Origin of the sequence: Rhodococcus sp. NPDC049939, from assembly GCF_040656415.1 — a bacterium.
Classification (GTDB): domain Bacteria; phylum Actinomycetota; class Actinomycetes; order Mycobacteriales; family Mycobacteriaceae; genus Rhodococcus_F.
Genome location: NZ_JBFAMC010000005.1, coordinates 175,717 through 200,936 on the forward strand (window position 1 = coordinate 175,717; position 25,220 = coordinate 200,936).

Here is a 25,220-nt window from a genome sequence, read left to right on the forward strand (position 1 = left end):
GGGCGCGTCCATTCCCATGCCAGGGAATATCACGCGGCCACTCGGGGACGCAGTGTGTGTACTCGCACCCCGATCTGAGCGCGAGATTGTCTGGTCTCGCCCCACACATCGCATGCAGTGCCGTTTTCACTGCGTACACCTGTGCGGCGCCTTCGGATGGCGATCATCCGCAGCGCAAGCGCCTGATCATCCAGCATGCCGAAACGTCCAGGTGTCTCCTGTTGACGCAGGGCAGCGATGAAGGGCATCGAGCCGTGGTGTCATCCGGTCGAAGCCGCATGTAGCACTGTTGCGGTCCGACCCTCTCAGTATCCCATACGTCCGCAACAGAACGTGCCAGCGGCGCACCTCGACGTCGAAGATGCGCCGGTCCCGGGTCAGCGATTCCCGGCCGAATCAGTTCCCGGCGAGGTGGGGGAACCAGATCGCAATCTCACGGTCGGCCGACTCGACGGAGTCCGACCCGTGGACCAGGTTGTTCTGGGTTTCGAGCGCGAAGTCACCGCGGATCGTCCCCGGAAGTGCCTTCTCCACTGGGTCGGTGCCTCCGGCGAGTTGCCGGAATGCGGCAATCGCACGTGGTCCTTCGACGACAGCAGCCACGAGAGGGCCGCTGGTGATGAATTCGAGCAGGCTCGGGTAGAACGCTCGGCCTTCGTGCTCGGCGTAGTGTGTGGCCGCGATGTCGTCGGGTGCGGTGCGCATCTCGAGCGCGGAGATGGTCAGCCCCTTCCGCTCGATACGGGAGAGAATCTCTCCTACATATCCGCGGGCAACGGCATCGGGCTTGATCAGTACAAGGGTGCGCTCAGTCACGGCCGACAGCCTAGATGGTCACTCGCGCTGACCCGGAAGCAGGCCCTGCTCCATTCTCTGACGGACCTTTTTCCGAAAGTAGAGAATGTAACCCCACAAGATCGCGAAGACGAGCCCGACAATGCCGATCGACTCGTGCACGAAGAACCCGAGGATCAACGCCACCTGCAATAACAGGTTGTATGTCATCGCCCATGGACGGCCCTGCAGTCCCGCCCCGAGGATCATCAGTATCGACAACCCCACAAGGTAGGTTCCGGACAGCCAGGTGAGTCCGCCCCCGACGGTCGCGACCACCGGAAGGGCGAGAAGCACCACGATCGCTTCCAGGATCAGCGATCCGGCAACCACCCCCCGGAATCCTTTCCACGGGTCGCTGGTCGGCGGAGCGAACTCCGGTTCCGAAGCACTGGAGTTCGACTCGCTCACGCTGGATCCTTTCCGAAGAGGGTGCGGGCGGCTCCGGCGGTCACAACCGATCCGGTGACCACGACGCCTGCCCCTGATACTGCCTCACCGGGTTCGGCGACTTCTTCCGCCAGTCCGATAGCGGTTTCCAGGGCGTCTGCTAGCGTGTGCGCGACGACGACGCGTTCGTCACCGAAGATCGCCACCGCGACATTCGCGAGGCTCTCGACGTCCAGTGCCCGGGGAGACCCGTTGTGCGTCACTACGATCTCGTCGAACACAGGCTCGAGGGCCGCCAGGATTCCGTCCGCGTCCTTGTCTCCCATCACGCTGACGACGCCGACGAGTTTGCGGAAGTCGAACTCCGCGGTCAGGGCGGTTGCCAACGCCTTCGCGCCGTGCGGGTTGTGGGCTGCGTCGATGAACACCGTGGGCGCGCTACGCACCCGCTCCAGGCGGCCAGGGGTGACGATCGATGCGAACGCTTCCCGAACAGCGTCCTGGTCGAGTTGCTTCTGCGCGCCCGCCCCGAAGAATGCCTCTACCGCAGCCAGCGCCAACGACGCGTTGTGTGCCTGATGTTCACCGTGCAGGGGCAGGAAGATGTCTGTGTACACGCCGCCGAGTCCCTGCAACTCCAACTGCTGGCCACCGACGGCGATCTGTCGCGAGAGGACGGCGAACTCGGACCCTTCACGGGCGACAGCCGCGTCGACTTCGACGGCCCTGCGCAGCAGGACATCCATGACCTCGGGCTCCTGCTGGGCCAGGACGGCGACGTTGTCGCGGGGTTCGAGCGCGTCCTCGCGGCCCTTCTTGATGATGCCTGCCTTCTCGGCGGCGATCCCCGCAAGATCGTCGCCGAGGTAGTCCTTGTGATCGATACCGATCGGGGTGATCACGGCGACTTCGCCGTCTATGACATTGGTTGCGTCCCAACGGCCACCGAGACCCACCTCGACCACGGCGACATCGACGGGGGCTTCCGCGAACGCTGCATAGGCCATTGCGGTGAGCACCTCGAACTTGCTCATCGCAGGGCCGCCGGCCTCGATCGACTGCTGGTCGATCATCTGGACGTACGGCTCGATTTCTCGATACGTGTCGATGTACCGGCGCGGGGACACCGGTTGCCCGTCGATGCTGATCCGCTCAGTGGCGATCTGCAGGTGAGGGCTGGTGAGCCGACCGGTCCGGCGGTGCAGCGCGGTGAGCAGGGCGTCGATCATCCGAGTCACCGACGTCTTGCCGTTGGTGCCGGTGATGTGGATCGCCGGATACCCGTGCTGCGGCGAACCCAGGATGTCCATCAGCGCGGAGATCCGCGCAAGTGACGGTTCGATCTTCGTCTCGGGCCACCGCTTGTCCAGCTCCGCCTCGACCAACGTCAGTTCGGCTAGATCGACAGGGCCGACTTCCTTCGGTGTGAAATCGGGCGAGGTCACGCGCCCTCCAGCTCCTCGAGCCGCTTGCTGATGCGCTCGATTTCTTCCGTCGCTATCTGCTGGCGGGTACGAATCTTCTCCTTGACGGTGTCGGGAGCCTTGGCCAGAAACGCCTCATTGGACAGCTTGGCACTCGTACTGGCAAGTTCTTTCCGGGCAGCGTTGAGGGCCTTGTCCAGCCGTGCCCTTTCGGCACCGAGATCAACATTCCCGGAAGTGTCGAGGTCCACAGTGACGGTCGCCTTGCTCAGGCGCACTTCCACCGACGCCGACACCGTGAAGTCCTCCCCCGGGTCCGTCAGACGCGCCAGGGATCGGATCGCACCGAGTTGGGCATCCAGATCTGCTGCGGATATGCCGCTGATCCGCGCCGGCACGCGCTGCGAGGGCTTGAGCCCCTGGTCACTGCGGAAGCGACGCACCTCGGTCACCAAACGCTGCATGTCCTCGACACGCTGGGCTGCAACGGAATCCTCCGCAACGTCGCTCGCTTGCGGCCACTGTGCCACGACAACGGATTCACCGCCGGTCAGCGCCTTCCACAGAGTTTCCGTGACGAACGGGATCACCGGGTGAAGCAGGCGTAGCAGAGAGTCGAGAACGTTGCCGAGCACAGCCCTCGTGTTCGCCGCGACTGTGCCGTCCTCGGCAAACTGCACCTTCGCCAACTCGAGGTACCAGTCACACACCTCGTCCCACGCAAAGTGGAATAGCGCCTCACAGGCCTTGCTGAACTCGTAGCGATCGAACGCTGCGTCGACGTCACCGCGTACCTGCTCGAGACGGTCGAGAATCCACCGATCCGCGTCGGTGAGGGCCCCACGTTCTGGCAGTGGAGTCGGCGCTGCGCCGTTCATCAGCGCGAACTTGGTGGCGTTGAACAGCTTGGTGGCGAAGTTCCGCGACGACTGCGCGTGGTCCTCGCCGACCGACAAGTCGCTACCGGGATTGGCACCACGAGCCAGTGTGAAGCGTAAGGCGTCGGCGCCGAAACGGTCGACCCAGTCGAGCGGGTCGATACCGTTGCCACGCGACTTGGACATCTTCTTACCGAACTGGTCGCGGACGAGTCCGTGCAGGCAGACATTCTCGAACGGAACCTGTAGGCCGGGCTTGCCCTCGCTCGATACCCCGTCGCTTCGCCGGCCTCTCCCCGTGATCGCGTCATCCGCCGCCACATAGGTACCGAACATCATCATCCGCGCTACCCAGAAGAAGAGGATGTCGTATCCGGTTACGAGAACACTTGTGGGATAGAACTTCTCGAGCTCGGGAGTCCTGTCGGGCCAACCCATCGTGGAGAACGGCCACAGCCCCGAGGAGAACCAGGTATCGAGGACATCGGGATCTTGCACCCAACCCTCAGGCGCCGTCTCGTCCGGCCCGAAGCAGGCCACCTCCCCGTCCGGGCCGTACCAGACAGGGATTCGGTGGCCCCACCACAACTGACGGGAGATGCACCAATCGTGCATGTCGTCGACCCAGGCGAACCAGTTCGGTTCCTGACTCGCTGGGTGAATCACCGTGTCGCCGTTACGCACTGCGTCACCAGCAGCCTTCGCAAGTGATTCGACCCTCACCCACCACTGCAAAGACAGCCGAGGCTCGATGGATTCGCCGCTTCGCTCCGAATGCCCGACGCTGTGCAGGTATGGGCGCTTCTCTGCAACGACGCGCCCCTGTGCTGCAAGCTCTTCCCGCACCTTGACACGCGCTTCGAAACGGTCGAGCCCGTCGAATTGCGTTCCGGTGTCCGCGATCTTGCCCGTCTCATCCATGATGGTCGGCATGGGCAGGTCGTGCCGCAGCCCCATCTCGAAGTCGTTGGGGTCGTGCGCAGGGGTGATCTTGAGGGCGCCGCTACCGAACTCCGGGTCGACGTACTCATCCGCGATGATCGGAATTTTCCGTCCAGTGATCGGATGTTCGAGGGTCGTCCCGACCAGGTGCTTGTACCGCTCGTCGTCGGGGTGCACAGCGACGGCGGTGTCGCCGAGCATCGTCTCGACGCGAGTAGTGGCGACTACAACGTGCGGCTCGTCGTCGTTGAGGGATCCATACCGCAGCGAGACCAGTTCGCCCTCGACATCCTCGAACTTCACCTCGATGTCCGAGATTGCGGTCTGCAACACCGGGGACCAGTTGACGAGGCGCTCCGCACGGTAGATCAGCCCATCGTCATACATCCGCTTGAAGACGGTGTGCACGGCACGGGAGAGGCCCTCGTCCATGGTGAAGCGGTCCCTGCTCCAGTCGACGCCGTCACCGAGCCGACGCATCTGCCCACCGATCATGCCGCCCGACTGCTGTTTCCAGTCCCACACCTTCTCGACGAAGAGGTCACGACCAAGCTCCTCTTTGGTCTTACCCTCGGCGGCGAGTTGCTTCTCCACCACCGATTGCGTCGCGATACCTGCATGATCCATTCCGGGCAGCCACAGCACTTCGTAACCCTGCATCCGCTTGCGACGGCTCAGAACATCCATCAGTGTGTGTTCGAATGCGTGACCCATGTGCATGCTGCCCGTCACATTGGGGGGAGGCAGGACAATGGAGTATCCAGGTTTGCTGCTGTGGGGATCCGCACGGAAATAGCCGGCATCTACCCAGCCCTGATACAGATCGGCCTCGACGGAACTGGGATCCCAGCTCTTCGGGAGGGCCTCAGCGGGGTTCTGGGGATTTTCGGGCGCTGCACTGGTCACCCGACGAGTCTAATGAACGCGCAGGAGTCCGACGACGCCGCTACCGCGCCTAGGCCACCCTTGGGAAGTCGCCACACCACATACCCGCAACGAAGTGGCCAAACGGTTCGGTGCGGGAAGGTTAGTGATCGCTGAACAATGATCTGTGCCACTCGACAGCAGTGCGGCATTCGAGGTCTCGGGGACCTCGCGACTCGGCTTCGCCTTCCCCGCCCGCCGAGGATCCTGCAGCGGTACGCAAGTCGGAGAAGAGCTGCGGGCCGTGCTCGTTCAAGGGTTCCTCCGGTTCTTGTGCCTCATCCGTAGTTGGCAAACACTCGAGAAAGTGGGGTGTGCGCAGAACTTGCTGCCGCTTCGACACGCATCCCCAGCGGGCCGACAGCATCAGTCCTGTATCTGACCAGCAGTATCGTGCGTATGGTTCCGCGAATCGGGCTGCTCTGAAGGGCTATCTCGGGGATCGAAAAGGCCGAGAGCCTCATGCAGCTGATTTGGAACCAAAATTGGTGCGGCAAGTAAACCTTCACCCAGTGATGAAATCGCTCTGGATTTGCCAGGGCCGCCCGAGTGCATCAGCGCGCCGCGTTCCGGGTGCCCACACACTGGGTCGGCGTGTGCGGGCACCCGGTCACGAGCGGGTCAGCTGAAGTGCGCCAGAAGAGCGTCGCGCTGACGATCGCCCAGACCACGGAGTCTGCGGGTAGGGGCGATCTCGAGGTTCGCCATGATCTCCTGCGCCTTCACCTTGCCGATCTTCGGCAGGGACTCGAGAATGGCGCTGACCTTGGTCTTTCCGATGATGTCGTCGACATCCGCCTTGGAAAGAACCTGCTTGAGGGTGATGTCGCCGGACTTGAGCTTGTCCTTGAGTTCTGCGCGTGCGCGCCGAGCGGCTGCGGCCTTCTCGAGAGCAGCGGCCCGCTGTTCGTCAGTGAGCTGAGGAAGTGCCACGATTTCTCCTTCATTCGGGGTACGTATCGAACACCGTAGCGAGAGAACCGCAACTTCACCGCATCCTTCGAGCGTGTCGCGCATTTCGTTCGATTCAGGAACACTCCCCCCGCAGTCCAGGAAGACCGCGCGACCGAGCGATCGTGAGCCCCGCGCAGACCCGGGCACACGGTTTCCTGCAGACCCTCCCGTCGACCACACCAGTCTGCTACCCCAGGATTTCGGGCAGCGCCGCTTCCTCCTCGAGCACGTGCTCCGACAGGAACGCAAGTACGACTTGATACCAGACTTTCACGTTCTGCGGGCTGAGTATCCAGTGGTTCTCGTCCGGGAAGTAGAGGAAACGATGGTCGGTGTGACCGTCGTCGTCAGCAGGCAACCCTGACTCGGACAGAAGCTCGAACCAAAGCCGTAGTCCGTCACCGATCGGTACACGAAAGTCCTTGTCGCCGTGGATGACCAACATCGGGGTGACGATATCCGCGACATACAGGTGTGGTGAATTCTCCACCGCCATTTCGGGTGTCATCTCCCGCTGCCAGTACCACGCGGTATCGGTGGTCGGCGCGAATTGGTCCAGCGCCCACAGACTCGCATGTGTCACGATCGCCTTGAATCGATTGGTGTGCCCTGCGATCCAGTTGGCCATGTACCCACCGAACGAGCCGCCCATCGCCGCGGTGCGCTTGTCGTCGATCTCCGGGAGCGCTACCGCGGCATCGGTGATAGCCATGAGATCCGTGAACGGCGCTTTCCCCCATTTGCCCCAGCCCCGCTCGACGAACTCCTGCCCGTAACCGGTGGACAGAGCTGGATCGGGCAGTAGGACCGCGTATCCGCGCGCGACCAGCAACCACGGGTTCCACCGCCACGCCCATGTGTTCCACGACCCGAGTGGTCCACCATGCACCCACAACACCAAGGGAACCGGTGCATGCGCCGAGGCCCCGTTCGGCATCGCCAGCCATGCCCGTACCGTGGCACCGTCGGCAACCACGGTCTCGACCTCGGTCAACTCGCCTGGCAGTTCCGGAAGTTCCGTCGGAGCTTCGAGCAACGACACTGTGCCCGTGCGGATGTCGATACGAACCGGGTGCGGTGGCGCCGAGTACGACGCCCGGAGCGCGAACACAGTGGAGCCGTCGGGTGCCACCTGAAGGTCCGTGTAGCTGAAATCGTCGGTCGTCACGCGGGTGGGGTCCGAACCCTCGGAGATCACGAAGATCGGACCGCGGCCGTGGTCGTCAGCCGTCACTACCAGTCCTGACCCGTCTGGCAGCCAAGCCACCGAGGTGGCCCACCGATCCCACCCGGGTGCGACATCGGCGACCGATCCAGTGTCGAAGCTGTACCGGTGCAGGGTGAACCGGGGCGCAGACTCCGCCGTCGCATGCGATTCCCTCGTGAACACGACGTGCCGTCCGTCGGGCGAGATCACCGGATCCGACAGCTCTGCTGCGTCGTCATCGGCAATCGTGGTGCGTGCACCCGTCTCGGTATCGATGCGTACCAAGGTGTTTCGAATCGACGCTGCCGGGCCGGGAACCGCCCATGAAGTCACGACGAAGGAGCCGTCATCACTCAGTGCGTAGTTCGCCTCTCGCAGGGCGGAGTTCGGCATCGGGGTCAGGTCGCTCAATTCGGGCTCGTCCGCAGCCTCACCCAACTTGTCCAGCGAGCCGGACAGCAGATGAGGCACGTCAGGGCCGAGATCATGATCCCAGTGGCGGATCGGAAATCCCGAGTGCAGGATGGCCGATACCTTCTTGTCCTTGCGTTCGGCACGCACACGTTCGTCGTCGGCAACCTCGCCGGATCGGCCGAGCACGCCGGTGGTGACGATGAACCGAGGGGCACGGCGCGCGGCACGAACCCCGGTTATACCTCCGCCGCGGCGAGCAACGATCGTCGCCTCACCCCCGTCGGCAGGAAGTCGCCACAGAGCGTCGGGCGGGTCGTCTTCGCCCTGCGCCGGACGCGAAGCGGTGAAGAGAAGATCGCCATCGCTGGTGAATGTCGGGGTGGACTCGCCAGCGCGGCCGCGTGTCAAACGCCGTGCCGGGACCTGCCCACGAGGGTCGATCTCCCAAAGGGCGGTGATGTACTTGGTCGATTCTTCGGCGAGCGTCGACTGCTCGACGACGAGTCGTCGCCCGTCCGGAGACAATGCCAAGCCGCTGACTCGGCCGAGCGCAAGATAGTCGTCGAGGTCGTCGAATGGTGTTCCGGCATGAAGTTCAGGAATCGCAGTCACGAGTCGTTCGTATCACGATCCAGCGCGCTGTGCCGAAGATCATTGCGGGTCGCGCCACATCGGATACACGGTGGGACCACCGCCAGGAACAACGACGTCACCGGTCACCTCGAAGCCGAACCGCTCGTAGTAGGTGATGTTGGTCGCCTTGCTGGACTCGAGATAGGCCGGAGCGTGTTCGCGATCGCAACGTTCGAGCCGCGAGGCCATCAGCGCCTGCCCGTATCCTTGCCCACGGACCTTGGGCCCCGTCCCAATCGTACCCAGATACCAATGAGGTTCGGCCGGATGAACCGCGTGGAGTGCGGCGTAGAGCTCTTCGCTCGCTTGCCGGCGATCGCGGAGAGCGCGGCTCATCGCGGGCGTCATCCTCCAGGTCGACAGCCGCGAGTGCTTCCACCTACCGGGCGGATCCCACAGGCTCGCGCCGCCGACGTCGCCATGGTTACCCTCCGCTACCTCGACACCGCCACCGGCAAGGTGGTGATATCGAATCAACGCGGCAAAAAACTGCGGCATGCCGACCCGGCGTTGCACATCGTTCGGAAACATCCAGGTAAGCACCGGGTCGTCGTCGAAGGCCTCGCTCAGTACGACCGACAAAGTCTCAATGTCGGATCTGCGTCCCGCTCGTACGGAAATAACCATGACCCGAGGCTACGACTGCGAGATCGATGCCGCGAGATTCATGCCATCGCCTCGGCCGCACCGACTTCGAGGACGATGGTGAGCCCGTCGTCGGTCACGTCCAATTCCTGACAAATCGGCATCTTGTCCAATTCCGCTCGGAGTCTGTCACGGAATCCGCCGCCTGCAGACCACACGAGGAGATCGACATCCGCCGGCGACAGCTGCTCGGTGCTGATCTCAGCACACTTCCCGGTGATCTGTTCCGTCACAGGAGGATCGAAGAACCCGAGTATAGTGACGAAACGGATAGCCCGAGTACGCCTGTGGTGACGATGACCGCAGGGCACCGCACGCGGCGGCGGAGGTCATTGAGGGTCGCGCCACATCGCGTACAGGGTCGGACCACCTCCACGGACAACAATCTCACCGGTGACCTCGAAGCCGAACCGCTCGTAATAGGGGATGTTGGTCACGTTGCTGGATTCGAGATAGGCCGGAGCGTGTTCGCGATCGCAACGTTCGAGCCGCGAGGCCAGCAGCGCCTGCCCGTATCCACGTCCGCGGAACGCGGCTCCTGTGCCGATTGTCGCCAGATACCAATGAGGTTCGGCCGGATGAGCCGCGTGGAGTGCGGCGTCGATGTCGGAGCCGGATTGCCAGCGCGCGGGCATAGCGCGCATCATCGCGGGCGCCATCCTCAGCGTCGACAGCCGCGACTGCTTCCACCGACCTGGCGGATCCCACAGGCTCGCCCCGCCGATATCGCCACGGTCGTCCTCCGCCACCTCGACACCGCCACCCGCGAGGTGGTGATGTCGGGTCAGCGCGGCGAAGAATCGTGGGAGACGGACCCGGCGCTTCTCGTCATCCGGATACAGCCAGGTAACCACCGGGTCGTCATCGAAAGCCTCGCTCAGCACGGCTGACAACGCCTGGATGTCGGATGTGTTTCCTGGCCGCACGGCAATTTTCATGAGCAGAGGCTACGATACCGGGATCGATGCCGCGACCGTTTCCACGACTTGCGGGAACACCGGCCCAAGCGGAACACCGGCCCAAGCGAAGCAGCGGCCTCAGGCGAGCAGTGGCGCCACGCGCTGCGGGATCGCGTTCAACGCGTAGGGCAGGCTCAGCACCGTGCTCCATGCCATCGCCTCGGCGGCGTCGTCTTCGAGGACGATGGTGCGCCCGTCCTTGACCACGTCCAGTTCCTGATAGATCGGCGTCTTGTCCAATTCCGCTCGGAGTCTGTCACCGAATCCGCCGCCTGCGTACCACACGAGGAGATCGACATCCGCCAGCGAGAGCTGCTCGGTGCTGATCTCCGCAAAGTTGCCGGTGATCTGTTCCGTCACAGGAGGATTGACGAACCCGAGTTCGGTGAAGAAGCGGACCTTCGGATCCATGGAACCGTACACGCCGAACTGGCCCGGACCCTTGAGAGCTCCGACGAGGACGGTCTTGCCTGCGAACGCAGGATTGGCGGCACCGACGTCCGCGAACTGCTTCTCGACGTCAGACACCAACTCGGCGGCCCTGTCCTGCTTGCCGAGCGTCTCACCGAGAATCGTCGTCTGATCCTGCCAAGGGACGCCATAGTCAGTGAAGCCCCTGGGCTGCGCCACCGTCGGTGCGATTGCGGTCAACGTGTCGTATTGCGCCTGTGTGAGGCCAGAATAGGTGCCGACCACCAAATCGGGGTTGACCGTTGCGACCTTCTCGAAGTTGATGCCGGTGGACGCCGCACCCACGATCTCCGGTTGCGAGTCACCCAGAAGATCCTGAGCCCACGGCCAAACGCCGTAGGGGTAGTCGCCGTACCAGTCGAACGTACCGACCAGGGTGCCGCCGAGAGCGAGGATCGTGTCCTGGTCGTTGTATCCGACGCTGACGATTCTCTGCGGATCGCTCGGCACTCGGGTCTCGCCGTACTTGTGTGCGATGACAGGCCCGGTGGAGGCGGCTGACTCGCCGACGTCCGAGCTACTGCAGGCCGCGGCGAACGCCAGGACCGCGCCCCCGGCGCCGACGAGAAACCCGCGTCGACTCAGCCCGTTCGTCTGCCCACCTACGTTCATTTGTCAACCTCTCGTCCTCCGGTAGCCGATTCCCTTCGGGGAAGCTTGGCAAGCCTATCCTAAGGGCTCCGGTGAACGAGCTCCGGGCGGGCGGCGACATCGACCAGCAACTTCGTGCCAGTCGCCGCCTGGACCTCCGAGGGGCTGTGCCCCGGGGCGGTCTCGACGAGCTGTAAGCCGTCGGGGGTGACTTCGATGACGGCAAGGTCTGTGACGATCGTCTGGACGCATCGCCTGCCTGTATAGGGCAACGTGCATTCCTCGAGAATCTTGTGCTCACCTGTCTTCGTGAGGTGATTCATCATCACGATGACCTTGCCGACGCCATGGACGAGATCCATCGCACCGCCCATTCCTTTGACCAGGCCCCCCGGGACCATCCAGTTGGACAGGTCCCCATGACGACTGACTTGCATGGCACCGAGCACCGCGACGTCGACACTGCCGTTCCGGATCATTCCGAACGAATCGGAGGACGAGAAGAAGGCGCCGCCCGGAACCATGGTGATGGTCTCTTTTCCAGCGTTGATCAGTTCGGGATCAACCTCGTCGTCCAAAGGGTACGGCCCCACGCCGAGGATGCCGTTCTCCGAATGCAGGATGACGTCTTTGTCATCCGGAACGTGAGCCGGGATCAGGGTCGGCATCCCGATGCCGAGGTTCACGTACTGACCGTCTTCGAATTCTGCGGCGACGCGAGCCGCCATCTCGTCACGCGTCCAACTCATGCCCGTACTGTCCTTTTCTCGATGCCTGTTTCCTGCTTGCCGATCTCGACCACCCGCTGAACGTAGATGCCGGGGGTGTGCACCTCCGCCGGGTCGATCTCGCCGGGTTCCACGAGATGCTCGACCTGGGCGATGGTGACGCGGCCTGCGCCCGCGGCGTCCGGGTTGAAGTTGCGGGCCGCTCCCCGGTAGACAAGGTTGCCGAATTGGTCGCCCTTCCACGCATGCACAAGGGCGTAGTCGGTGCGGACGGCACGCTCGAGAACGTAGACCTTGCCATCGAACTCGCGGGTCTCCTTGGGACTGCTGACGAGGGCGACTCCGCCGCGTCCGTCGTAGCGGATCGGCAGGCCCCCGTCGGCCACCTCCGTTCCGACGCCTGCTGGGGTGTAGAAGGCTGGCACTCCAGCGGCGCCCGCACGCATGCGCTCGGCAAGGGTTCCCTGCGGAGTGAGCTCGACCTCCAGTTCGCCGGCAAGGTACTGGCGCCCAAACTCCCGGTTGCTGCCGAGGTACGAGCTGACTGTGCGCCGAATCCGACGCTGCTCGAGTAGCAGGCCCAATCCGAACCCATCGGTACCGCAGTTGTTGCTGACCGTCTCGAGGTCGGTAGCACCCTGCTCGACGAGGGCGCCGATGAGGGCCGAAGGGATACCTACGAGGCCGAAACCGCCCACGGCGAGGGAGGCCCCATCCGGGATGTCGGCAACAGCCTCGGCGGCCGACGCGAAGACTTTGTTGATCATGTGTGCCAGACTACCCCCGAAATGTTCGATGAGCGAACATTGATCCGCTATGCGAACATTTGAGCCCTGTTTGTTGGCTCGATCACAGAACCAGAGCTAGCATGTGCGAATAGCGGCCGACTGTTCACATCAAGAACCTGAGGATCTGTGTCATGCTTCAACTGCCAGCCCAGTACTTAGCCGGGCACGAAGCCAATGCTCCGCTGCTCTTCCCCGAGTACAAGACGACTCGCCTGCGCAGCCCCAAAAACGAGCTGATCATGATCCCCCAACGTCTCGGCGAAATCACCGGTCCGGTCTTCGGCGAAGCCGATGTCACCGAGGGCGAAAACGACATGACCCAAGCCAACGGAGGCGAGGCACAGGGCCAGCGCATCATCGTTCACGGCCGCGTCCTCGACAGTTCCGGGACGCCCGTTCCAGACACCCTCATCGAGGTCTGGCAGGCCAACGCCGCCGGCCGATACCGCCACAAGAACGACTCCTGGCCCGCGCCACTGGACCCGCACTTCAACGGAGTCGCGCGCTGCATGACGGACCGGCAGGGACACTACAAGTTCACAACCGTCAAGCCTGGCGCGTACCCGTGGGGAAACCACCACAACGCGTGGCGTCCCGCCCACATCCACTTCTCCCTGTTCGGCCAGGCATTCACACAACGCCTGGTCACGCAGATGTACTTTCCGGATGATCCGTTCTTCTTCCAAGACCCGATCTACAACTCCGTACCCGAGGCAGCCCGGGAGCGACTGATCAGCACGTTCGACTACGACCGGACCCGCGAGAACTGGGCCGTCGGATTCAATTTCGACATAGTCCTACGCGGCAGGGGCGCAACACCGTTCGAAGATCCGGAGAACCACCGATGATCGACACACAGAACCCCGACGCACCCCGGTACCCCGTCTTCGCCAGGAGCCAGGACGAGGTCCCGTTCGGTGTGACCCCGTCCCAGACCGTGGGCCCGTACGTCCACATCGGCCTGTACCCCGCCTGGCAGAACGGCGGCGTCGCTGCCCCCGAGGACGCACCCGGGAGAATCGAGGTGTCCTTCACCGTCATCGACGGCGCCGGCGAACCCATCGCCGACGCGATGATCGAGACGTGGCAGGCCGACGCCGCGGGTCGCTTCGACAGCCCGAGTGATCCCCGAGGTGCCGCCCTGGCGAACCCCTCCGGATTCCGAAGCTTGGCAAGGGTATTCGCCGACCAGACAGGCACATCCGTGGTCCATACGGTCAAACCCGGTGCACTACCAGCCGAGAACGGTGTCGACGAGGCCCCTCACATCAATGTCGGCGTGTTCGCGCGCGGGATACTCGAACGTCTTTACACGCGCCTCTATTTCCCCGAGGACCTCGAGGCCCACGCTTCGGATCCCGTCCTCGCAGCGGTGCCGAAGGCGGATCGCCCGAAGCTGATCGCAGAGAAGACCGAGCGCGGGTATCACTTGACGATCCACGTGCAGAGCGAGAATGGACGGGAAACCCCGTTTTTTGCCGTGTAGCCGTTCATTTTCGTCGTGCATCCGATCGAACCCCGAGGAAGGCGACCCGCATGAACACCCCGGAACCCTCTCGCGGCACCCTGTTCGATCCGACCTTCGGTGCCGGCGACCTATCGTCTCTACTTTCCGACAGGGCTTGGGTATCTGCGATGGTCGAAGTAGAGGCGGCTTTGGCCCGAGCCGAGGCGACATGCGGCGTCATCCCGGCAACATCCGCACGCACCATCTCCTCGGTTCTCGGGCGGATCGTCACCGACGGTTCCGTGAACATCGGGGCCCTCGGTGAAGCCGCCGCAGCGGGTGGCAATCCCGTGATCCCACTCGTGAAGTTGCTCCGCAAGGAGATTGCCGCAGCCGACCCCGCCGTCCCTGGTGATCACCTGCACAAGGGCGCAACGAGCCAGGACGTTCTCGATACAGCACTGGTGCTGCTGTGCCGGAGGTCCGGCGCCCGTATCCTTGCCTCCCTCGACGATGCCATCGTTTGCGCCGAAGCCCTGGCGCGGGCCCACCGCAGCACCCCGATCGCCGCTCGCACACTCGGTCAACAGGCCCTACCAACCACGTTCGGAGTGCTCGCATCGGGATGGATGACCGGGCTGCACAGGGCTTCTCGAGCCCTGTCGGATGCACTCGCCGCTCTGTCTGTGCAATTCGGTGGTGCGGCGGGAACGTCCGCCGCACTCCATCCTCATGGGTTCGACGTAGCCGATGCTCTCGCCGATGAACTCGAACTGCCACGGCAGGGTGTGCCCTGGCACACCGAGCGCACCCGCATTGCCCTGCTCGCGTCGGCACTCGGAACGGTGGCCGGAGCGGTAGCCAAGATCGCCGCCGACATCGTGTTCCTCTCTTCGACGGAGGTCGGTGAAGTCAGCGAAGGATCACCCGGAGGGTCGAGCGCGATGCCGCACAAACGCAATCCGGTAGCGGCGATCTCCGCACGCGCGACGGCCCGGCGCGTCCCCGGACTCGTCGCCACCATCCTTGCCTCGATGGATCACGAGCAACAGCGTGCCGCCGGCGCCTGGCACGCCGAATGGGAGACGCTCACGGACCTTCTGCGCCTCACCGGTGGCGCCGCCCAGCGAATCGCCGGCTCCCTGGGCGGACTCGACGTCCACCCCGAAGCCATGACCCGCAACCTCGACATCACCGGCGGCTCGATGCTCGCCGAACGTGTCACCGGTCTCCTGTCCACCCGTACCGACTCCGCGCGCGATCTCGTCACCGCCGCGTGCCGGACGGGACGCCCGCTGGACGAAGACCCGAGCCTTCTCGAATACCTGCCTGCGGAAGAGATCCGCGGTTTACTCGATCCGGTTGGCTACCTCGGGCATGCTCACGACATCGTCGACCGCGCCCTCGACGCAGTGGCTCGCGACCAGGAAGGAATGCGATGACAGTCCCACTCGCACATGAGATCTCCGGGCCGCGGAACGGCTCGGTGGATTCCCCCATCGTGGTACTACTCGGATCACTCGGCTCCGACCGATCCATGTGGGACCCGCAGATCGCAGCACTGTCGGACGAGTGCCGGGTCATCGCCGTAGATCATCGCGGCCATGGACAGTCACCGGTGCCGGACGGACCTTACTCTGTGCGCGAACTGTCCGAGGACGTGCTCGCTCTCCTCGACTCGCTCGAGGTCGACGCCGCGCACATCGTGGGACTGTCGATGGGGGGTGCCATCGCCCAGTGGCTGGCGGTGAATGCTGCGCGCCGGGTGCTGTCACTGTCCCTGCTGTGCACGGGTGCGAAATTCGGAGAGCCGCAGGTTTGGGTCGAACGAGCTGCCACCGCGCGCGCCGGCGGTCTCGAATCGCTCGCCGACGCCGCTGTCCCACGGTGGTTCAGCGCGGAGTTGACCGAACGTGATCCGGAGTTCGTCGCCCGGTATCGCGCCATGATCGCTTCGACGCCAGCCGAAGGGTACGCCGCCTGCTGCGACGCCCTCGCAGACTGGGACTACACCGCTGACCTGCCTCGCATCACGGCGCCCACACTGGTCATTGCGGGAGAGCTCGATCCGTCCACGACGCCGTCGGTCATGCAGGAACTGGCGGACGGGATCACCGACGCCCGGTTCGAGGTGCTTCCGGGCGCCGCCCACCTCGCCAACGTCGAACAGGCGGGTCCCGTCACGGCACTGCTGCGCGAACACATCGTCGGCGGGGCATATGCGCGAGGACGCCGGGCTGCATACGCCCGGGGCACGAGAGTACGCCGCTCGGTACTCGGCGACGACCATGTCGACCGCGCCGTCGATGCGATCACAGAGTTCACGGCACCCTTCCAGGACTTCATCACCCGCACCGCATGGGGCGATATCTGGACACGACCTGGACTCGACCACGAAACGCGTCGACTACTGACGATCGCCATCCTCACAGCGGTCGGAAACGAGCACGAACTCGACCTGCACATGCGAGCCGCCTTGAACGGAGGTGTCGACGCCGCCACGATCAGTGAGGTACTCCTCCACACCGTCGTCTACGCGGGCGTGCCCAACAGTAATCGCGGGTTCGCAATCGGAAAGAGGGCTCTCGAAGACCTGGCCTCCACCGGCACGGGCCAAACAGGTGTCTCCGACACCGGAGAGGATATTTCGCCAACATGACCACAATCGAACCGACGGAGAAGATCCTCCCCTCCCCCGAGTACGTACAGTCACTGGCACGCGGCCTCGCCGTAATCCGCTGCTTCGACCAGCAAAATCAGCGGCGCACGCTCAGTGATGTCGCCCGCGCCACCGATCTCTCCCGCGCCACAGCGCGACGATTTCTGCTCACACTCGCCGAGGTCGGGTACGTGGCCACGGATGGTTCCACATTCTGGCTCACCCCCCGGGTTCTCGAACTCGGATACAGCTATCTGTCGAGTCTGTCGTTGCCGGAAGTGGCGCAACCTCACCTCGAGAAGCTGAGCCACAAGGTGCACGAATCGTCTTCGGTATCGATCCTCGACGGCACGGACATCGTGTACGTCGCCCGAGTCGCTGTCAGCCGGATCATGACCGTGGGCATCACCATCGGTACACGCCTGCCCGCGTACGCCACGTCCATGGGCAGGGTTCTGCTGGCGGGCTTGCCCGACGACGAGCTCGACTCGTACCTGAAGGAGCTCGACATCCAGCGTCTCACCAAGCACACGATCGCGACGCACGGCGACCTACACGTCGCCATCGTCAAAGCGCGTGCGGACGGGATCTGCGTTCTCGACCAGGAACTCGAGGCGGGACTACGATCGATGGCCGCCCCCATCCGCAACTCCTCGGGGCTCACGGTCGCCGCAGTGAACATCTCCACTCCGGCAGCGCGATACAGCCTCGCCGAGCTGCATTCCGACCTCATCCCCTCGCTGCGAGCTGCGGCCGCCGACATCGAACAGGACCTCGCCATAGTCAATCGCTGACGGCGGGGGCGAAGAATCTTCACGAAAGGCCTCTCCATGCGTGACGTAGTCATCTGCGAGCCCCTTCGAACACCGGTCGGGCGTTTCGGCGGAGTGTTCAGGGACATCACCCCCCAGAGCCTTGCCGCCACCGTGATCACGGCGCTCGTCGAGCGCACCGGTATCGAGGGCGGCCAGATCGATGACGTCATCTTGGGCCAGGCGTCGCCGGGCGGGGAGGCCCCCGCCATCGGCAGAATCGCCGCGCTCGACTCCGGGCTCGGCATCGATGTCCCCGGTATGCAGGTGGACCGCCGCTGCGGATCGGGGTTGCAGGCCGTCATCACCGCTGTTCTACAGGTGGCGTCCGGCGGCAACGATCTCGTACTCGCCGGTGGCACCGAATCCATGAGCCAAGCCGAGTTCTATACCAACCCGAACATCCGCTGGGGTGTCACAGGAGACGGGGTACAACTTGCGGATCGTCTCGCACGTGCCCGCGTCACCGCTGGCGGGGCGAACTACCCCGTTCCGGGAGGCATGATCGAAACCGCCGAGAACCTGCGCGCCGAGTTCGGTATAGGCCGCGAAGACCAGGATGCGCTTGCCCTGCAGTCGCACCAGCGGGCCGTCGCCGCCCAGGACTCGGGACGCTTCGCCGAGGAGATCGTCGGGGTCGTTGTACCACAACGGAAATCGGACCCGATCTCCATCGACAGGGATGAGCACCCCCGTGCCGACACCACTATGGAATCGCTGTCGAAGCTCCGCGCCATTCGCTCGAGGATCGACTCGGCTTCGACGGTGACCGCCGGGAACGCCAGCGGCCAAAATGACGGCGCCGCCGTCTGCATCGTCACGACAGCAGAAAGAGCGAAGGAAATGGGGCTGCAGCCCCTCGCTCGCATGGCTTCGTGGGCCGTTGCCGGTGTGGAGCCACGCACCATGGGCATCGGCCCCGTGCCCGCCACAGAGGGGGCACTCGGTCGACTGGGGCTGTCGCTGTCCGATATGGGAGTCATCGAATTGAACGAAGCCTTCGCTGCGCAAACTCTAGCGGTGCTACAGAAGTGGAATCTCGATCCTGCCGACGAACGACTCAACCCCAACGGCTCCGGCATCTCCCTCGGCCATCCCGTTGGGGCCACCGGCGCCCGTATTCTCGCCACCCTCCTTCGGGAGATGGACCGCCGCGAATCCCGCTACGGGCTCGAGACCATGTGCATCGGCGGCGGCCAAGGCCTTGCCGCGGTGTTCGAAAGGGTCTGATTCCCGCCGCCCTCGAGTTCGAGGTCACCTGGGTCAGAAGCCTTCAGCCGGGACCTTCAGCCCTTGTTGCAGATGAAATCCACAGCCAGACCGTAGCCGTGGATGCCCAATCCAGCGATCACTCCGGTCGCGACACCTGAGACGTACGAGTGCCTGCGAAACTCCTCGCGGGCGTGCACGTTACTGATGTGCACCTCTACCAGCGGCACCTCGAGGGTGGCCAGTGCATCTCGCAGCGCTACCGACGTGTGGGTGAATCCACCGGGATTGATCACCACGCCCGATGCAACTGTGCGCGCCTCGTGCACCCAGTCGATCAACTCGCCCTCGTGGTTGGATTGTCGCGCGTCGATCTCCCGTCCACCCCCGGCAGCGGCAGTCCTGCACAGCTCCACCACGTCTGCCAGCGTCTCGCGACCGTAGACCTCGGGTTGCCTTTGACCCAGCAAATTGAGGTTGGGGCCGTTGAGAACGAAGATCGGTCCGGGAGCGGTCATCGCGCGCAATACCTCCATGTGTACGAACTGGTGAGTCCGTCCGCGCTCAGGATGTCACGCGCTTGGCGTCAGGCGGACTTTTCTCGATGCTCGCCGTGCTCCGGCTTGCGGGGGACGATGGTCGGAAGCACGTTGTCGTTGACCGTCTCGGCGCTGACCACGACCTTCTCCACATCGTCGCGGCTGGGAATGTCGTACATGACGGGGAGAAGAACTTCTTCCATGATCGCGCGCAGCCCGCGAGCACCTGTACCGCGCAGGATCGCCTGGTCGGCGACGGCTTCGAGCGCATCAGTGGTGAATTCCAATTGCACGCCATCCATGTCGAACAGTCGGGTGTACTGCTTGACCAGGGCGTTCTTCGGCTCCGACAGAATCTGGACGAGTGATTCCTTGTCGAGATTGGTCACCGAGGCCACGACGGGCAGGCGCCCGATGAATTCGGGAATCAACCCGAACTTGATCAGATCTTCCGGCATCACCTCTGCGAAGTGATCCTGGGTATCGATCTCGGCCTTGGACCGCACCTCGGCACCGAAGCCGAGTCCACGCCTGCCGACACGATCGGAGACGATCTTCTCGAGTCCGGCGAATGCGCCGGCCACGATGAACAGCACATTCGTGGTATCGATTTGGATGAATTCTTGATGCGGGTGCTTGCGTCCGCCCTGCGGTGGCACGCTGGCCTGCGTCCCTTCGAGGATCTTCAGCAGCGCCTGCTGCACACCCTCACCGGACACGTCCCGCGTGATCGACGGATTTTCGCTCTTGCGGGCGATCTTGTCGACCTCGTCGATGTAGATGATGCCGGTCTCGGCACGCTTGACGTCGTAATCCGCGGCCTGGATGAGCTTGAGGAGAATATTTTCGACGTCCTCGCCGACATAGCCTGCCTCGGTCAGCGCCGTAGCGTCCGCGATCGCGAAAGGCACGTTCAGCATCTTCGCCAACGTCTGGGCCAGATAAGTCTTACCGCAGCCGGTAGGACCGAGCATCAGGATGTTCGACTTGGCCAGTTCGACCGCCTCACCGTGAGCGTCGCGGCCCTTGTCGCCCGCCTGAATGCGTTTGTAGTGGTTGTAGACCGCGACCGCGAGCGTCCGCTTCGCCGAGTCCTGGCCGATCACGTAGTTCTCGAGGAAATCGCGGATCTCGGCGGGCTTCGGCAGCTCGTCGAGCTTCACCTCGCTGGATTCCGCCAGCTCTTCCTCGATGATCTCGTTGCACAGGTCGATGCACTCGTCGCAGATGTAGACGCCCGGCCCAGCAATGAGCTTCTTGACCTGCTTCTGACTCTTGCCACAGAACGAGCACTTGAGCAGATCCCCGCCGTCACCTATGCGTGCCATCTTTTCAGGTCCCTACTTCCATCGTCTCTATGCAACCATCGAACCGATCCCACGCCAAAAAAGCCACCGATCGAAACGAAAGCCCGTCATGTGACCGTACCCGCACATTGCGAGCAAGGTCGACTGGTTGTCGGCGATTTGCCTAACGAACTTGCGTCGAACGCCGACTCCACCAGCCCTCCCCCGGCTCCAGGCAGCTACGCGCTGACGGCGTGTCGCCCGAGCCGGGGGCCGAAAATCACTTCTGAGCGCTGAGTTTGCGGTACTCGAGCACGTCGTCGATGATCCCGTACTCCTTGGCATCAGCGGCGGTGAGAATCTTGTCACGATCGGTGTCCTTGCGGATCACGTCGGCGTCCTTGCCTGTGTGCTTGGACAGGGTGGTTTCCATCAGCCGGCGCATTCTCTCGATCTCGGCGGCCTGGATCTCGAGGTCGGAGACCTGGCCCTGGATGCCGCCCGTGGCGGGTTGGTGGATGAGAACGCGAGCATTGGGAAGCGCCAGGCGCTTGCCTGGGCTTCCGGCTGCGAGCAGTACCGCGGCAGCCGAGGCCGCCTGACCCAGGCACACGGTCGTGATGTCGGCACGCACGTACTGCATCGTGTCGTAGATCGCCATCAACGAGGTGAACGAACCGCCGGGCGAGTTGATGTACATGGTGATGTCGCGATCTGGATCCAGTGACTCGAGAACGAGTAGCTGTGCCATCACGTCGTTCGCCGACGCGTCGTCCACCTGCACGCCGAGGAAGATGATGCGCTCCTCGAACAGCTTGTTGTAAGGGTTGGACTCCTTGACCCCGTAACTGGAGTGCTCGATGAAGGACGGCAGGATGTAGCGCGACTGCGGTGTGGTGGGCGCCTGGCCTCCCAGGCTGCGGGGATCGAACAGGTTGGTCATCAGTTCTCCAAAAGATTGTGGGGGCGGAATTGGGCAGGCCGGACTAAAGCCCGGTTCCGCCCGCCTGCGCCGCGCGGGAGACGACGTGGTCGACGAAGCCGTACTCGAGAGCCTGAGCCGCGGTAAACCAGCGGTCGCGATCGGAATCGGCGGTGATCTGCTCGACCGTCTGACCGGTGTGCTCGGCAATCAACTCGGCCATCTCACGTTTGGTGTGCGCGAACTGCTCGGCCATGATCGCGATGTCGCTGGCGGTACCACCGATTCCGGCAGACGGCTGGTGCATCATGATCCGAGCATGGGGAAGGGCGTAGCGCTTGCCCTTCGTCCCAGCCGAGAGCAGGAACTGGCCCATCGAGGCGGCCAGGCCCATTCCGAACGTGGCGACATCGGACTCGGCAAACTGCATCGTGTCGTAGATCGCCATGCCGGCGCTGACCGAACCGCCGGGCGAATTGATGTAGAGGGAGATGTCTCTGCTGGGGTCTTCCGCGGACAACAGCAGGATCTGAGCGCACAGCTTGTTCGCAATATCGTCGTCGACCTGGGTACCGAGGAAGATGATGCGCTCGCGCAGCAGGCGCTCGTACACCGAGTCGCTGAGGTTCAACCCAGCGGTGGCTGAAGTCATGGCGGGACTCTGCAAAGTCTCCAGGTGATTGGAAGTCACGGTACCTGCCTTCTCCGTAAATCGTTGATTGCTGACACAGACACTAACGAAGTAGGGCGGCACCGGAGTCCCGGTGCCGCCCTACTTCGCTGAAAGCGGAAATCAACCCATAGCCTGACCAAGCATGAAGTCTCCCGCGACCAGCACTACTTCTGGTCTTCGCCCTCGTCCGAGGTCGAGTCGCCCTCTGGCTCTCCATTGCCGAACAACTCGGAGGTGTCGACTGCGACACCCGAGGTATCGGTAACGGTCGCCTGCTCGACGACACCGGCAAGAGCCTTACCTCGACGCACATCGGCGAATATTGCGCCGAGCTGACCGGCCTGCTGGATCTGCTGAATGAACTGCTCAGGCTCCATGCCGTAGCGCTGCGCCTGGAACAGGATGCGCTCGGTGAGTTCGTCCTGGCCGACGGTGACATCGGTGGCGTCGGCGATTGCGTCCAGCAGCAACTGGGTCTTCACCGAGCGCTCAGCACTCTGCTGCGCATCCTTGTCGAATTCCTCGCGGCTGGTGCCCTGATCCTCGAGGAGCTTGTTGAGCGCCTCCTCGTCGTGGTCGAGACCGTGAACAGCGTCGTGCAGGGCAGCATCGACCTCGGCTTTGACAACGGCCTCGGGCAGGGGAACCTCGACGGCCTCGAGCAGGCTCTCCAGGACCTTGTCACGGATCTCACCAGCCTGCTCGACCTTGCGGACGCGTCCGACGCGCTCACGCAGATCGGCCTTCAGCTCTTCGAGGGTGTCGAACTCGCTTGCCAGTTGCGCGAACTCGTCGTCCTCGGCAGGCAGCTCGCGCTCCTTGACGGTGCCGACGGTGACAGTGACCACGGCTTCCTTGCCTGCGTGATCACCTGCGACCAGTGTCGAAGTGAACTCCTTCGACTCGCCGGCCTCCAGCCCGACGACCGCCTCGTCAAGGCCCTCGATGAGCTGACCGGAACCGACCTCGTGCGACAGCCCGCTGGCGGTAGCCTCGGCGACTTCCTTGCCGTCGACTGTGGCAGACAGGTCGATGGAGATGAAGTCTCCGTCCTCGACGGCCCGGCTGACACCGGTCAGAGTGCCGAAACGCTGACGCAGCGACAGCAACTGCTCCTCGACGGCTTCTTCCGTGATCTCGATCGGATCGACAGTGACGCTCAACGCACCATAGTCGGGCAGCTCGATCTCGGGGCGCACGTCGACTTCGGCGGTGAATTCGAGACGTTCACCGTCGTCGATCTTCGTGACCTCGATCTCAGGGCGCCCGATCGCCTTCACCTCAGAGGTGTTGACCGCCTCCGTGTAGCGCGACGGGAGTGCATCGTTGACGACCTGCTCCAAGATGGCGCCGCGACCGACACGAGCTTCGAGCAACTTGGCAGGAGCCTTACCCGGGCGGAACCCGGGGAGGCGGATCTGTTGCGCGAGGGCCTTGTAGGCCTTGTCGAAATCAGGCTTGAGCTCCTCGAAGGGCACCTCAACGTTGATACGGACTCGCGTCGGGCTGAGTTGCTCGACGGTGCTCTTCACGGACTGGCTCCTTCGTGTGGTCTTAGCTTCTACTGTGCGGCAGTTTCCTGCCGATGGTTGTGGTCGGGGTGACAGGATTTGAACCTGCGACCCTCCGCTCCCAAAGCGGATGCGCTACCAAGCTGCGCTACACCCCGGTCGAAATAGGCTCTCGCCAACCTCGCGAGGACCCGAAGAAGAATCCTACGGCTCCCCGATTATGAAATCCAAAGCGAGGTTCGGTACAGTCTGACATCGCAGACGACATGCTTGTAATCCAGTAGTCGTATGCACCGGGGATGTAGCTCAATGGTAGAGCCTCAGTCTTCCAAACTGATTACGCGGGTTCGATTCCCGTCATCCCCTCTCATCGGAGCGTCCCTTTCTGCAGGGATGCTCCGTTTTTCGTTCCACACAAGGCTCGACTTCGGATAGTTCCCAATGACCTGCGCCACTGCTGGACTCTGAAAAGTCTCGTCGGCAGCCCTGTCCGGGACTGGCGTTCACCCGCCCCAACACCGCATCGGGTCGGTACTCTGGCGAATGTCCGATTCGTCACGGACTCAATGCCGGCGAAGCCCTGGAGGCGCCTCGTGGAACTGATACTGATCGTCGTGATCGTGGCAGCGGTCGCCTTCCTGGTCGTCAAGAGCCGCAACAACCGGGCCGTACACGCGGCCAACCAGCTCGAAGACGCCAAGGCAGACGCCCGTCAGTCCATCGAACGCCTCGGCGGGCAGGTCTACCAACTCGTCGGGTCCGACGCAGCCTCGCAACAGGCCCTGGCCGACGCATCAGAGCGCTACACAGCTGCCGGCTCACAGATCGACCAGGCGAACACCCCCGTTCAGGCCCGACTCGCCAAGCAGACGGCCCTGGAGGGCCTCTATTACATCCGTGCCGCGCGAATGGCGATGGGCATGGACCCCGGCCCTGAGATTCCCTCGCTCGACGGCCAGAAATCCGCTGGGCAAGTCACCGAGGACCGCGAGGTCGAATTCGAGGGGCGACACGTCTCGGCGTCACCCAACCCGTCGTCGAAGACCCCCAACTACTACCCGGGAGGCCGCGTCGCGGGACGCCCGGTTCCGGCCGGTTGGTACTCGGAGCCCTGGTGGAAGCCCGCGCTCGTGGCAGGCGCCTGGGGAATGGGATCGATGTTCCTGTTCTCCGCCATGTTCTCCGGGATGTCCGGGGTCGGCTACGACGCTCAGGGGTTCGAGAGCGGAGTCGGCGAAGGCGGCGACATGGGTGACATGGGCGGCGACATGGGTGACATGGGCGGCGACATGGGCGACATGGGTGGCGACATGGGTGACATGGGCGGCGACATGGGCGGCATGGGCGACTTCGGCGGTTTCGACTTCTGAGGGACAGACC

At 63.6% G+C, this 25,220-nt stretch carries 24 protein-coding genes, 2 tRNA genes and 1 pseudogene; 8 read left to right on the forward strand and 19 right to left on the reverse strand.

The annotated features are described in order from the left end of the window. Nucleotides 1-29: 29 nt before the first annotated feature. The 13 genes and pseudogenes from AB0I57_RS17750 to AB0I57_RS17810 all read right to left on the reverse strand — a co-directional run bounded on the left by AB0I57_RS17750 (nucleotide 30) and on the right by AB0I57_RS17810 (nucleotide 12,761). On the reverse strand, nucleotides 30-248 hold the full coding sequence (locus AB0I57_RS17750) for a hypothetical protein (RefSeq protein WP_358338029.1): 219 nt from the start codon (nucleotides 246-248) through the stop codon (nucleotides 30-32). 148 nt (nucleotides 249-396) lie between these two features. Continuing rightward, nucleotides 397-816, reverse strand: coding sequence for a nucleoside-diphosphate kinase (gene ndk / locus AB0I57_RS17755; protein WP_358338031.1), 420 nt, complete (start codon nucleotides 814-816; stop codon nucleotides 397-399). Nucleotides 817-834: 18 nt separating this feature from the next. Beyond that, nucleotides 835-1,245, reverse strand: coding sequence for a DUF4233 domain-containing protein (locus AB0I57_RS17760; protein ID WP_358338034.1), 411 nt, complete (start codon nucleotides 1,243-1,245; stop codon nucleotides 835-837). Then, the gene (locus AB0I57_RS17765) at nucleotides 1,242-2,669 is read right to left on the reverse strand and encodes a folylpolyglutamate synthase/dihydrofolate synthase family protein (RefSeq protein WP_358338037.1); all 1,428 of its coding nucleotides are present in this window, start codon (nucleotides 2,667-2,669) and stop codon (nucleotides 1,242-1,244) included. The genes AB0I57_RS17760 and AB0I57_RS17765 overlap by 4 nt, the downstream gene beginning before the upstream one ends. Then, complete coding sequence (locus AB0I57_RS17770) at nucleotides 2,666-5,374, reverse strand: valine--tRNA ligase (RefSeq protein ID WP_358338039.1); 2,709 nt, start codon at nucleotides 5,372-5,374, stop codon at nucleotides 2,666-2,668. The genes AB0I57_RS17765 and AB0I57_RS17770 overlap by 4 nt, the downstream gene beginning before the upstream one ends. 639 nt (nucleotides 5,375-6,013) lie before the next feature. After that, entirely contained in the window at nucleotides 6,014-6,325 is a 312-nt protein-coding gene (gene mihF / locus AB0I57_RS17775) for an integration host factor, actinobacterial type (protein WP_358338041.1), read from the reverse strand. Between the two features lie 208 nt (nucleotides 6,326-6,533). Continuing rightward, the gene (locus AB0I57_RS17780) at nucleotides 6,534-8,579 is read right to left on the reverse strand and encodes an alpha/beta fold hydrolase (protein ID WP_358338044.1); all 2,046 of its coding nucleotides are present in this window, start codon (nucleotides 8,577-8,579) and stop codon (nucleotides 6,534-6,536) included. A gap of 39 nt (nucleotides 8,580-8,618) precedes the next feature. Further along, on the reverse strand, nucleotides 8,619-9,227 hold the full coding sequence (locus AB0I57_RS17785; protein ID WP_358338047.1) for a GNAT family N-acetyltransferase: 609 nt from the start codon (nucleotides 9,225-9,227) through the stop codon (nucleotides 8,619-8,621). Nucleotides 9,228-9,268: 41 nt separating this feature from the next. Further along, a pseudogene (locus tag AB0I57_RS17790) lies at nucleotides 9,269-9,517 on the reverse strand (iron-siderophore ABC transporter substrate-binding protein); the annotation flags it as partial. Nucleotides 9,518-9,574: 57 nt separating this feature from the next. Then, nucleotides 9,575-10,183 carry a GNAT family N-acetyltransferase gene (locus tag AB0I57_RS17795; RefSeq protein ID WP_358338049.1) on the reverse strand — a complete coding sequence of 203 codons (609 nt, stop codon included), beginning with the start codon at nucleotides 10,181-10,183 and terminating at the stop codon, nucleotides 9,575-9,577. A gap of 99 nt (nucleotides 10,184-10,282) precedes the next feature. Beyond that, nucleotides 10,283-11,287 carry an iron-siderophore ABC transporter substrate-binding protein gene (locus AB0I57_RS17800; RefSeq protein ID WP_358338052.1) on the reverse strand — a complete coding sequence of 335 codons (1,005 nt, stop codon included), beginning with the start codon at nucleotides 11,285-11,287 and terminating at the stop codon, nucleotides 10,283-10,285. 59 nt (nucleotides 11,288-11,346) lie between these two features. After that, the gene (locus tag AB0I57_RS17805) at nucleotides 11,347-12,015 is read right to left on the reverse strand and encodes a 3-oxoacid CoA-transferase subunit B (protein WP_358338055.1); all 669 of its coding nucleotides are present in this window, start codon (nucleotides 12,013-12,015) and stop codon (nucleotides 11,347-11,349) included. Continuing rightward, a complete protein-coding gene (locus AB0I57_RS17810; protein ID WP_358338058.1) occupies nucleotides 12,012-12,761 on the reverse strand; it encodes a CoA transferase subunit A in 750 nt (249 codons plus the stop codon). The genes AB0I57_RS17805 and AB0I57_RS17810 overlap by 4 nt, the downstream gene beginning before the upstream one ends. A gap of 152 nt (nucleotides 12,762-12,913) precedes the next feature. Between AB0I57_RS17810 and pcaH the strand changes: the two genes are divergently transcribed. From pcaH to AB0I57_RS17840, 6 genes are read left to right on the forward strand one after another with little or no spacing between them, the layout of a single operon-like run. Then, nucleotides 12,914-13,630 (forward strand): protocatechuate 3,4-dioxygenase subunit beta, encoded by a 717-nt coding sequence (gene pcaH, locus AB0I57_RS17815; RefSeq protein ID WP_358338061.1) that lies wholly within the window; start codon nucleotides 12,914-12,916, stop codon nucleotides 13,628-13,630. Further along, nucleotides 13,627-14,268 carry a protocatechuate 3,4-dioxygenase subunit alpha gene (gene pcaG, locus AB0I57_RS17820; protein WP_358338063.1) on the forward strand — a complete coding sequence of 214 codons (642 nt, stop codon included), beginning with the start codon at nucleotides 13,627-13,629 and terminating at the stop codon, nucleotides 14,266-14,268. The genes pcaH and pcaG overlap by 4 nt, the downstream gene beginning before the upstream one ends. A gap of 50 nt (nucleotides 14,269-14,318) precedes the next feature. After that, entirely contained in the window at nucleotides 14,319-15,671 is a 1,353-nt protein-coding gene (gene pcaB, locus AB0I57_RS17825) for a 3-carboxy-cis,cis-muconate cycloisomerase (protein WP_358338066.1), read from the forward strand. Then, nucleotides 15,668-16,888: a 3-oxoadipate enol-lactonase gene (gene pcaD, locus AB0I57_RS17830; RefSeq protein WP_358338069.1), complete on the forward strand. Its 1,221-nt coding sequence runs from the start codon at nucleotides 15,668-15,670 to the stop codon at nucleotides 16,886-16,888. Before pcaB ends, pcaD begins: the two co-directional genes overlap by 4 nt. Continuing rightward, a complete protein-coding gene (locus tag AB0I57_RS17835; protein WP_358338072.1) occupies nucleotides 16,885-17,682 on the forward strand; it encodes an IclR family transcriptional regulator in 798 nt (265 codons plus the stop codon). The genes pcaD and AB0I57_RS17835 overlap by 4 nt, the downstream gene beginning before the upstream one ends. Before the next feature lie 36 nt (nucleotides 17,683-17,718). Continuing rightward, on the forward strand, nucleotides 17,719-18,930 hold the full coding sequence (locus AB0I57_RS17840) for an acetyl-CoA C-acetyltransferase (protein ID WP_358338075.1): 1,212 nt from the start codon (nucleotides 17,719-17,721) through the stop codon (nucleotides 18,928-18,930). A 56-nt stretch (nucleotides 18,931-18,986) separates the two neighbouring features. On the opposite strand, the gene aroQ is transcribed toward AB0I57_RS17840, so the two are convergent. From aroQ to AB0I57_RS17870, 6 genes are all read right to left on the reverse strand, one after another. Then, on the reverse strand, nucleotides 18,987-19,427 hold the full coding sequence (gene aroQ / locus AB0I57_RS17845) for a type II 3-dehydroquinate dehydratase (protein ID WP_358338077.1): 441 nt from the start codon (nucleotides 19,425-19,427) through the stop codon (nucleotides 18,987-18,989). A 68-nt stretch (nucleotides 19,428-19,495) separates the two neighbouring features. Continuing rightward, nucleotides 19,496-20,776: an ATP-dependent Clp protease ATP-binding subunit ClpX gene (clpX, locus tag AB0I57_RS17850; RefSeq protein ID WP_358338080.1), complete on the reverse strand. Its 1,281-nt coding sequence runs from the start codon at nucleotides 20,774-20,776 to the stop codon at nucleotides 19,496-19,498. Between the two features lie 238 nt (nucleotides 20,777-21,014). Beyond that, complete coding sequence (locus tag AB0I57_RS17855; RefSeq protein WP_358338083.1) at nucleotides 21,015-21,677, reverse strand: ATP-dependent Clp protease proteolytic subunit; 663 nt, start codon at nucleotides 21,675-21,677, stop codon at nucleotides 21,015-21,017. A gap of 43 nt (nucleotides 21,678-21,720) precedes the next feature. After that, a complete protein-coding gene (locus AB0I57_RS17860; RefSeq protein WP_358338086.1) occupies nucleotides 21,721-22,308 on the reverse strand; it encodes an ATP-dependent Clp protease proteolytic subunit in 588 nt (195 codons plus the stop codon). A 185-nt stretch (nucleotides 22,309-22,493) separates the two neighbouring features. Next, entirely contained in the window at nucleotides 22,494-23,861 is a 1,368-nt protein-coding gene (gene tig / locus AB0I57_RS17865; RefSeq protein ID WP_358338089.1) for a trigger factor, read from the reverse strand. Between the two features lie 60 nt (nucleotides 23,862-23,921). Then, nucleotides 23,922-23,998, reverse strand: a tRNA-Pro gene (locus AB0I57_RS17870). A 137-nt stretch (nucleotides 23,999-24,135) separates the two neighbouring features. Here AB0I57_RS17870 and AB0I57_RS17875 point away from each other — a divergent pair. Both AB0I57_RS17875 and AB0I57_RS17880 read left to right on the forward strand, forming a co-directional pair. Beyond that, a tRNA-Gly gene (locus AB0I57_RS17875) sits at nucleotides 24,136-24,206 on the forward strand. A gap of 227 nt (nucleotides 24,207-24,433) precedes the next feature. Then, nucleotides 24,434-25,210: a DUF1542 domain-containing protein gene (locus AB0I57_RS17880; RefSeq protein WP_358338092.1), complete on the forward strand. Its 777-nt coding sequence runs from the start codon at nucleotides 24,434-24,436 to the stop codon at nucleotides 25,208-25,210. The last annotated feature ends 10 nt before the right edge of the window (nucleotides 25,211-25,220 follow it).

What these genes read in the sequence shown, in the direction of transcription:
- AB0I57_RS17750 (WP_358338029.1), bottom strand. Translation starts at nt 248, where the DNA reads ATGCCCTTCATCGCTGCCCTGCGTCAACAGGAGACACCTGGACGTTTC.
- AB0I57_RS17785 (WP_358338047.1), bottom strand. Translation starts at nt 9,227, where the DNA reads ATGGTTATTTCCGTACGAGCGGGACGCAGATCCGACATTGAGACTTTG.
- AB0I57_RS17795 (WP_358338049.1), bottom strand. Translation starts at nt 10,183, where the DNA reads ATGAAAATTGCCGTGCGGCCAGGAAACACATCCGACATCCAGGCGTTG.
- AB0I57_RS17800 (WP_358338052.1), bottom strand. Translation starts at nt 11,287, where the DNA reads ATGAACGTAGGTGGGCAGACGAACGGGCTGAGTCGACGCGGGTTTCTC.
- AB0I57_RS17805 (WP_358338055.1), bottom strand. Translation starts at nt 12,015, where the DNA reads ATGAGTTGGACGCGTGACGAGATGGCGGCTCGCGTCGCCGCAGAATTC.
- AB0I57_RS17810 (WP_358338058.1), bottom strand. Translation starts at nt 12,761, where the DNA reads ATGATCAACAAAGTCTTCGCGTCGGCCGCCGAGGCTGTTGCCGACATC.
- pcaH (WP_358338061.1), top strand. Translation starts at nt 12,914, where the DNA reads ATGCTTCAACTGCCAGCCCAGTACTTAGCCGGGCACGAAGCCAATGCT.
- pcaG (WP_358338063.1), top strand. Translation starts at nt 13,627, where the DNA reads ATGATCGACACACAGAACCCCGACGCACCCCGGTACCCCGTCTTCGCC.
- pcaB (WP_358338066.1), top strand. Translation starts at nt 14,319, where the DNA reads ATGAACACCCCGGAACCCTCTCGCGGCACCCTGTTCGATCCGACCTTC.
- pcaD (WP_358338069.1), top strand. Translation starts at nt 15,668, where the DNA reads ATGACAGTCCCACTCGCACATGAGATCTCCGGGCCGCGGAACGGCTCG.
- AB0I57_RS17835 (WP_358338072.1), top strand. Translation starts at nt 16,885, where the DNA reads ATGACCACAATCGAACCGACGGAGAAGATCCTCCCCTCCCCCGAGTAC.
- AB0I57_RS17840 (WP_358338075.1), top strand. Translation starts at nt 17,719, where the DNA reads ATGCGTGACGTAGTCATCTGCGAGCCCCTTCGAACACCGGTCGGGCGT.
- aroQ (WP_358338077.1), bottom strand. Translation starts at nt 19,427, where the DNA reads ATGACCGCTCCCGGACCGATCTTCGTTCTCAACGGCCCCAACCTCAAT.
- clpX (WP_358338080.1), bottom strand. Translation starts at nt 20,776, where the DNA reads ATGGCACGCATAGGTGACGGCGGGGATCTGCTCAAGTGCTCGTTCTGT.
- AB0I57_RS17855 (WP_358338083.1), bottom strand. Translation starts at nt 21,677, where the DNA reads ATGACCAACCTGTTCGATCCCCGCAGCCTGGGAGGCCAGGCGCCCACC.
- AB0I57_RS17860 (WP_358338086.1), bottom strand. Translation starts at nt 22,308, where the DNA reads ATGACTTCAGCCACCGCTGGGTTGAACCTCAGCGACTCGGTGTACGAG.